Annotated in this window: 7 protein-coding genes; 5 read left to right on the top strand and 2 right to left on the bottom strand. The window is 59.3% G+C overall.

The window, feature by feature from the left end:
• Positions 1–239 precede the first annotated feature (239 nt).
• Complete coding sequence (locus PspCFBP13508_RS27290) at positions 240–605, top strand: 5-carboxymethyl-2-hydroxymuconate Delta-isomerase (RefSeq protein ID WP_016771238.1); 366 nt, start codon at positions 240–242, stop codon at positions 603–605.
• Between the two features lie 3 nt (positions 606–608).
• On the opposite strand, the gene PspCFBP13508_RS27285 is transcribed toward PspCFBP13508_RS27290, so the two are convergent.
• Positions 609–1544, bottom strand: coding sequence for a LysR family transcriptional regulator (locus PspCFBP13508_RS27285; protein WP_024012014.1), 936 nt, complete (start codon positions 1542–1544; stop codon positions 609–611).
• Between the two features lie 177 nt (positions 1545–1721).
• Positions 1722–2894 (bottom strand): cyanate transporter, encoded by a 1173-nt coding sequence (locus PspCFBP13508_RS27280; RefSeq protein ID WP_137216285.1) that lies wholly within the window; start codon positions 2892–2894, stop codon positions 1722–1724.
• Between the two features lie 384 nt (positions 2895–3278).
• Here PspCFBP13508_RS27280 and PspCFBP13508_RS27275 point away from each other — a divergent pair, with 384 nt between their 5' ends.
• The 4 genes from PspCFBP13508_RS27275 to PspCFBP13508_RS27260 all read left to right on the top strand — a co-directional run bounded on the left by PspCFBP13508_RS27275 (position 3279) and on the right by PspCFBP13508_RS27260 (position 7553).
• Complete coding sequence (locus PspCFBP13508_RS27275) at positions 3279–4928, top strand: phosphoethanolamine--lipid A transferase (RefSeq protein ID WP_137216284.1); 1650 nt, start codon at positions 3279–3281, stop codon at positions 4926–4928.
• Positions 4929–5091: 163 nt separating this feature from the next.
• A complete protein-coding gene (gene rnd, locus PspCFBP13508_RS27270) occupies positions 5092–6225 on the top strand; it encodes a ribonuclease D (protein ID WP_071174688.1) in 1134 nt (377 codons plus the stop codon).
• Positions 6222–6515: a YcgL domain-containing protein gene (locus tag PspCFBP13508_RS27265; RefSeq protein ID WP_016771234.1), complete on the top strand. Its 294-nt coding sequence runs from the start codon at positions 6222–6224 to the stop codon at positions 6513–6515. Before rnd ends, PspCFBP13508_RS27265 begins: the two co-directional genes overlap by 4 nt.
• A 105-nt stretch (positions 6516–6620) precedes the next feature.
• Entirely contained in the window at positions 6621–7553 is a 933-nt protein-coding gene (locus PspCFBP13508_RS27260; protein WP_130909619.1) for a D-2-hydroxyacid dehydrogenase, read from the top strand.
• Positions 7554–7645 lie beyond the last annotated feature (92 nt).

Here is a 7645-nt window from a genome sequence, read left to right as displayed (position 1 = left end):
GCTTCCAAGTCCCTCCCTCGATGATCAGTCGAGAACTATCGCTCCTGACGGAGCGTTAGTCGAGATACAAGGAGCTGCCGAAGGCTCGGGCCGCGATCGGACGATCTTTTGATCTTGATTGGGAAAAACACAAAATCAAAAGCTCGCAGCCTCGTTTCACTCGACAGCTCCTACAGGGAATGCGTTGAGCCGACTGTGTTATATGTACGCCCCCCGCATCCGTCGACTGGAGATCCGCAATGCCACACCTGCACATGGAATACACCGCCAACCTGACGCAGTTGAACGCTGACATCGCCCTGATCCGGCTCAACAACACGCTGGTCGGTTCCGGTCAGTTCGGCGCAGAGTTCGATATCAAGAGCCGCGCGATCAAGATCGACAACTTCAAGGTCGGCACGGCGCAAGGCGAGCGTGCCTTCGTCCATGTGAAGCTGGCCTTGCTCAGCGGGCGCTCGGCGGAGATCAAGAAGCAGCTCTCGCAAAGTCTGCTGGCAGTGTTGCAGGAACTCTGCGAATGGCCGGCCGGGCTCGAAGTGCAACTGTGTGTCGAACTGCTCGACATCGATCGCGAGTCCTACAGCAAAGCCGCGATCGGCGTCTGACGCTCAGGCGTTTTCCAGCTCGCTGCACACTTGAATCACCTGCTCGCGCAGCCAGACGTTGGCGCTGTCCTGATCGGCGTTCTGGCTCCACTGCATGTCGAGGGTGAAACCCGGCAAGCCATTGGGCGCCTCGCAGTGGTTGAACACCGCGTCGTTGGTCAGCAAACGCTGGATACGCCGGGGCAGGGTGAGGATGAAATCGGTGCCGGTGATCATCTTCAACGCGGCGCTGTAGCTGTTCGAGCGCGCGACGATCTGGCGTTTCTGCGCCTGCCGCGCCAGCCAGCCATCGACCATGTTGGTGCTCGAGGTCCAAGGCGTCGGGAACACATGCCGACGTTCGGTGAATGCTTGCAGGCTCAACCGCGGTTCCAGTGGCGTGGCGCGTTTGTCGAAGACGCAGACCAGATCATCTTCAAGCAACATCCGTGATTTCAGATCCGCATGCTGGCGGTGAAAGTGCGGGCCGAAACTGATCACCAGATCGAGGCTGCCGTCGCGCAACTCTTCGGCCGGCACATCGGTTTCAAACTTGTGCATGTTGACCATCACCGGCAAGTCATCGAAGTCGAAGCGCTTCAACAGTCGCGGCAGAATCAGTTGTTCGAAGTATTCCGGTGCGCAAATGTTGAAAGTCACCGCCTGCCGACTCGGGTCGAAGGCCGGGGCACCGGCATGGCAGAGGTTGATGCTTTCGAGGATCTTCTGCACATGGCCGTACATGCTGCAGGCCTTGTAGGTCGGGCGCATGCCGGTGCGGGTGTTGATGAACAGTTCGTCTTCGAAACTGGTGCGCAGTTTCTTCAGGCAATAACTGACGGTGGACTGGCTGACGAACAAAGTTTCCGAGACATCGGTGACACTGCTCTGCTCGTACACGGCCACAAATACCATCAAGTCCTGCATGTCGAGCTTGCGAAGCAAATTACTGTTCAGCATGAGTTCCGTCTCGCTGTGCCCCCTTGCGCAGAATTCGCGCAAACGTGTGCGTACGATCCTAACGGAACGATGGTGCCAGGAGAAACCCTTGTAGGACATTTCACGGACACATGTGGGACAGAAACTTTTAGCAACACGACGTTGCCAATCTCGTGCGCAAAAGATGGCCAGAGGCCTCTAGCCCGGGCGAGGCAAGTGGCGCGCGTAGTGGCGAGGGTCGAAGCGCATCACCATCAACAGCATGATCACCATCACCGCCGTCAGCGCCCACCACGCGCCTTCGAAACTGCCCAGTCGATCGCGGATCATCCCTGCCAACAGCGGCGACAGGCCTGCGATCAGATAACCGATCCCCTGCACAAACGCGGTCAGGCCACCGGCGCGCTGCGGCTCGTCGCAGTGATCCAGAGCGACGATCAGGCTCATCGGAAACAGACCGCCAATCCCCAGCCCCAACAGACAAGGCCACAGCAGGGCCGAATGTTGCGGGGCGAGGATCAGCCCGCAGAAACCGCCGATGATCAGTAACAGAAGAACCGCCAATATGCCACGCCGATCACGGCTGCGATTAGCGATCGCCGGCACTGCCAGGCCGGAAATGACCTCCATCGCTGTAAGAAAACCCAACAGCAGCCCGGCGCTCTGTTCACTCCAGCCTTTTTCCACGTAATACGGGGCGAGCCAGGCGAGGACACAGGTGTAGGACGCAGTGCCTAGGCCAAAGAAAATCGCCAGCAACCAGGCGCGACCGCGGGTGATGAAAGACTCCCGCTTGGTCACTGTCGATATGGCTGGCGCGGGCTGCAAGCACCAGACCAGCAAGGCGACTAAAGCAAGCCCCGCCCAAATGGCCAGCCCCATGCGCCAACTGCCGGTTCGCGTCATCACCAGCGGCGCGAACGATGCGGCAATCGCAGCGCCGCCCATGATCGAAGTCACGTAGACGCCCATGTACAACGCCACGTTGTCAGCAAAGCGCGTCTTGATCAGCGCCGGCATCAATGCCTGAATCAGCGCGATGCCGATGCCAGCCATTATCGCGCTGACGATCAGTTCGACCGCCGAATCGATAAACAGCCGTGACAACGTCGCCAGCCCGATGATCAGCAATGACAGCAGGACCGTGCGCTGCTCGCCCAGGCGCCGGCTGAGGCCCAGGCCGAAAAACATCGCCAGCCCCATGGCCATCACCGGCAGCATCGTCAGCAGTGAGGCGAGGCTGAAGCTCAACGGTATATCGCCACGGAGCGCCGACAGCAGCGGCCCGATGGCTGCCATTGATGGGCGCAGATTAAGTGCGACAAGAATGATTGCGAGCATCAGCCAAGCGGCGGGGCGGGTGTGATTCATCAGCGGGCCTTCAAATGCAGGGGCTGAAGATTAGGCGTCGCGACGCGCGCATCGGCAAATCAGAAAACCCCGGGCCAGACCTGAAAACTCGATAACACCCTGTCCCGATGTGGGAGCGAGCCTGCTCGCGAATGCGTTCCTCCAGACACTGCGCTTTCGCGAGCAGGCTCGCTCCCACAGAGGACATTGCGAAGTGCCTGAAACTGAATAAAACCTGAACCATTCTCAAATACTCGCAAACTTTCACGTTTGTACTTCGAGGCAACTAATCATTAGCATCTTTTTCACGAAAAATTGATCCATGGCTGCCTAAAGTTTGGCATGCCTCGGTGAATGAAATTTTCACAATCGACGAGGCTCTTCTTTCAGGAACAGTCACTCATCATGTTGAAGTTAAAAGCCGTGCGCCCGGAATGGGTGACGTTGGTTGCCAGCGCCTTTTTATTGCTCGGTTTCAATCTGGTGCTTTGGCAACATCTGTTCGAGATCACCGCCGCCGATGGCAAGGGCATCGCCATGCGCGTGGCGTTCGGCGTGATGATCTTTGCCGCGTTCAACATAGTCCTGACGTTATTCGCTTTCCGGCCACTGCTAAAACCACTCTTGACTCTCTTGTTTTTAGTCAGCGCCGGCGTGGCTTATTTCATGAGCCAATATGGCGTCATGATTGATGCGGGCATGTTTCGCAACTTTGCCGAGACCAACGTCACGGAAGTGCGCGATCTGCTCTCTTTGAAGTTGTTTGCTTATATTCTCTTGCTGGGTATTTTGCCGTGTTTGTTGTTGTGGAAAGTACCGGTCAATTATCGCCGCTGGCATCGTGAGTTGTTCAGCAAAGTTATTGTCAGTGTTGCCTCGGCGGCGGTGATCGGCGTTGTGGCATTGGCCAACTACCAAGGCTTGTCGTCGCTGTTTCGCAATCACCACGAAATTCGCCTGATGCTGGTGCCGAGCAATTACATCGGCGCATCCATTGGTTATCTGCAAGAGCAAGTGGTTTCGGCGCAGCAGCCGTTCATCAAGATCGGCGAAGATGCCCAGCGCAATCCCGACCTGCAGCTACAGCCACGCAAATCCCTCACGGTGCTGGTGGTGGGGGAGAGTGCGCGGGCGCAGAACTTCGGCATTCTCGGTTACGACCGAGACACCACCCCGCAACTGGACAAGGAGGCCGGGCTGATCGCCTTTACCGATGTGCATTCCTGCGGCACGGAAACCGCAGTCTCGGTACCGTGCATGTTCTCCAACATGGGCCGCAAGGATTACAACGCCAGCAAGGCCAGGAATGAAGAAGGCTTGCTCGATGTGCTCAAGCGTGCCGGCATCGATGTGATCTGGCGCGATAACCAGTCCGGCTGCAAAGGCACTTGCGACCGCGTCACGGTGCAGGATGTCAGCAAGTTGCAGGATCCGGCGTTGTGCGCCAACAGCGAATGCCGCGATGAAATCCTCCTGCAAGGTCTGCAAGGTTTTATCGATCACCTGGACAAGGACACCGTGCTGGTTCTGCATCAGATGGGCAGTCATGGCCCGGATTACTTCAAGCGTTATCCCAAGGAGTACGAACACTTCACTCCGGTGTGTGAAAGTAACGCGCTGAACAATTGCAGCCGCGAAAGTATCGTCAACGGTTACGACAATACGCTGGTGTACACCGACCATGTGCTAGCGAGCCTGATCGATGTGCTGCGCAGCAATCAGGACAAAGTCGACACCGCCATGCTCTATCTGTCGGACCACGGCGAGTCGCTGGGCGAGTACAACCTGTTTCTGCACGGCACGCCGTACATGCTGGCGCCCGAGCAACAAAAGCATGTAGCGATGCTGGCGTGGTTCTCCGACAGCTATCAGAAGGCCTACTCGGTCGACACCCATTGCCTGCAACTGAGCCGTGACAAACCGCTGAGCCAGGACAATCTGTTTCACTCGATGCTCGGCCTGCTGGAAGTGCGCAGCAGCGTGTATCAGCCTGCGCTGGACATGTTTGCCGGCTGTCGCGGCGCGGTGATCGACGGCGTGTTGGCCAAGGAGTGAAGTGTTTCCTGCCCGTCGCGCCAATGCGACGGGCTTTTCTGTTTCTGCTGTCAGACTATTCTTGCTGACAGGCAAGACATTTCCTTACAGCTCTTGCCCTTCAAAGGCGCGTAAATCGTCGGTGGCGATATATACTGCGCGCCATTCTTCAAGGGAGAGCCGTGTGGCTATCGATATTCACTGGATTCGCGACAACGAAAGCCTCGCGCAGTTTTGCGCCGAGTGGCAGCAGCTGCCGTTCGTTGCCCTCGACACCGAATTCATGCGGGTCGACACCTTCTACCCGATTGCCGGCCTGTTGCAGATCGGCGACGGCAAACGCGCCTACCTGATCGATCCGCTGACCATCAACGCCTGGCAACCTCTGGCTGCGTTGCTGGAAAACCCGGCGGTGCTGAAAGTCCTGCACGCCTGTAGCGAAGATCTCGAAGTGCTGTTGCGCCTGACCGGCAGCCTGCCGGCGCCGCTGTTCGACACGCAACTGGCCGCCGCTTACCTGAACCTCGGCTTTTCGATGGGCTACTCGCGACTGGTGCAGGAGGTGCTCGGCATCGACCTGCCAAAGGGCGAAACCCGCTCCGACTGGTTGCAGCGCCCGCTGTCCGAAACTCAGATCAGCTACGCCGCCGAAGACGCCGTGCATCTGGCCGAGGTGTTCGTCGAGTTGCGTCCCAAGCTGTCCGCCGACAAGTTCGCCTGGGTGCTGGAGGATGGCGCCGAACTGGTTGCCAACCTGCGCCGCGAAACCGATCCGTATGAGGTCTATCGCGAGGCGAAACTGGCGTGGAAGCTGTCCCGGGCGCAGCTTGCCGTGCTACGTGAGTTGTGCGCCTGGCGCGAAAAAGAAGCCCGCGCCCGCGACCTGCCGCGCAACCGTATCGTCCGTGAACACTCGCTGTGGCCCTTGGCCCGCACGCAGCCGGATAACCTCGCAGCGCTGGGCAAGATCGAAGACATGCACCCGCGTACCGTACGTCAGGACGGTCAGTTTCTGCTTGATCTGATCAAGCGCTCTGGCAGTGTGGGGCCGGATCAATGGCCGCCGGCAGTGCCGGAGCCGTTGCCGATCGAAGCCGCTGCGTTGATCAAACAATTGCGCGCGCTGGGTCAGGCCGAGGCCGAACGCCTGGGTATTGCCCCGGAACTGATGCTGCGCAAGAAAACCCTCGAAGCTCTGGTCAAGAGCGGCTTCCCCGAGGGTCCTTACCAATTGCCCGATTCGCTGCGTGGCTGGCGCCGCGAATTGCTCGGCCAGAAGCTGCTCGACAGCCTGGCCACCGCCGGAGAACAGCCTTGAAACGTATTTGCTCCATCTACCAAAGCTCCAAGCGCAGCGGCATGTATCTCTACGTGCTCAAGAGCGATGCGCTCGAGCGCGTGCCGGATGCGCTGATGACGGCTTTCGGCAAAGCGAAGCATTCCTTCGATCTGGTGCTGTCGCCCGAGCGCAAACTGGCCAGCGAAGACATCACCGTGGTCCTGGAAAACCTCGACAAGCAGGGCTATCACCTGCAAATGCCGCCGGCCGAGGACGAGTACATCGAGCACCTGCCCGAAGAGTTGCTGCGACGCAACGACCCGGTCTGACCCGCGAGGCCCTGTCCTGGGCCTCGGTTAACCCTGGAACTGTTTTTACCGCGATGGCCGGCCCCAACCCGGCGGCCGTCTGCACGGTTTGCGAAAGGTTTGAAGATGCGCGTTCTGATTGCTGAACACGACCACGCGATATACGCCCGCCTGCTGCGTCAGGCACTGCCCGAGCTTGAAGTCCTGACCAGCGGCGACTCCGCCGAACTGGCGCGGCAGGCCGCCGATTGCCCGGTGTGGCTGGGCCAGCCGGATCTGCTCGCGACCCTGCTGCGCCAGGGCCATCAACCGCAATGGCTGCAATCGACCTGGGCCGGCATTACGCCGCTGCTGGCCGACGGCTTGCGCCGCGATTATCGCCTGACCCGCGCCGTGGGGATTTTCGGTCAGGTCATGGCCGAATATGTTTTGACCTACATCCTCGGCCACGAGCGCGAAGTGCTGGCGCGGCTGGTCAGCCAGGTCGAGCGCAAGTGGGACAACCGCAGCGGCCAGAGTCTGGTAGGGCGCAAGGTGCTGATCGTCGGCACCGGTGACATCGGCCAGAGCGTTGCGCAGTTTCTGCGGCCGTTCGGCGTCGAGCTGTACGGCATCGCCAGCAGCGCCCGCGAACAGGCGCCGTTTGTCGAAGTCGGCGCGCTGGCGGATCTTCCGCGATTGGTGGGCGAGGTGGACTACGTGGTCAATCTGCTGCCGAACACCGAACACACCCACGATATCTACGACGCGGCACTGTTCAAGCAATTCAAGCCGACCGGCTTGTTCATCAATGCCGGGCGTGGTGTCGCGGTGGTTGATGCCGATCTGGTCGAAGCTTTGAAAGAAGGGCACCTGGCCGGCGCGGTAATCGACGTCTGCCGTCAGGAACCATTGCCGCAACGTCACCCGTTCTGGACCGCGTGGGGCTTGCTGCTGACCGGGCACAGCTCGGCACCGACCTCGCCGGCGCTGATGGTGGATTTGTTTGTGCAGAACCTGAAGGCGTATGAGACGGGTGAAGCGTTGCGTGGCGAGGTGGATTTCAGCCGCGGATATTGAGGTGTCATCAAAAGATCGCAGCCTTCGGCAGCTCCTTGTATCTCGACTAACGCTCCGTCAGGAGCGATAGTTCTCGACTGATCATCGAGGGA

Source organism: Pseudomonas sp. CFBP13508 (assembly GCF_005233515.1).
Lineage (GTDB): Bacteria > Pseudomonadota > Gammaproteobacteria > Pseudomonadales > Pseudomonadaceae > Aquipseudomonas > Aquipseudomonas mercuritolerans.
Note: the sequence above shows the minus strand (reverse complement) of the source record. Positions and strands in the feature narration are given on the sequence as shown.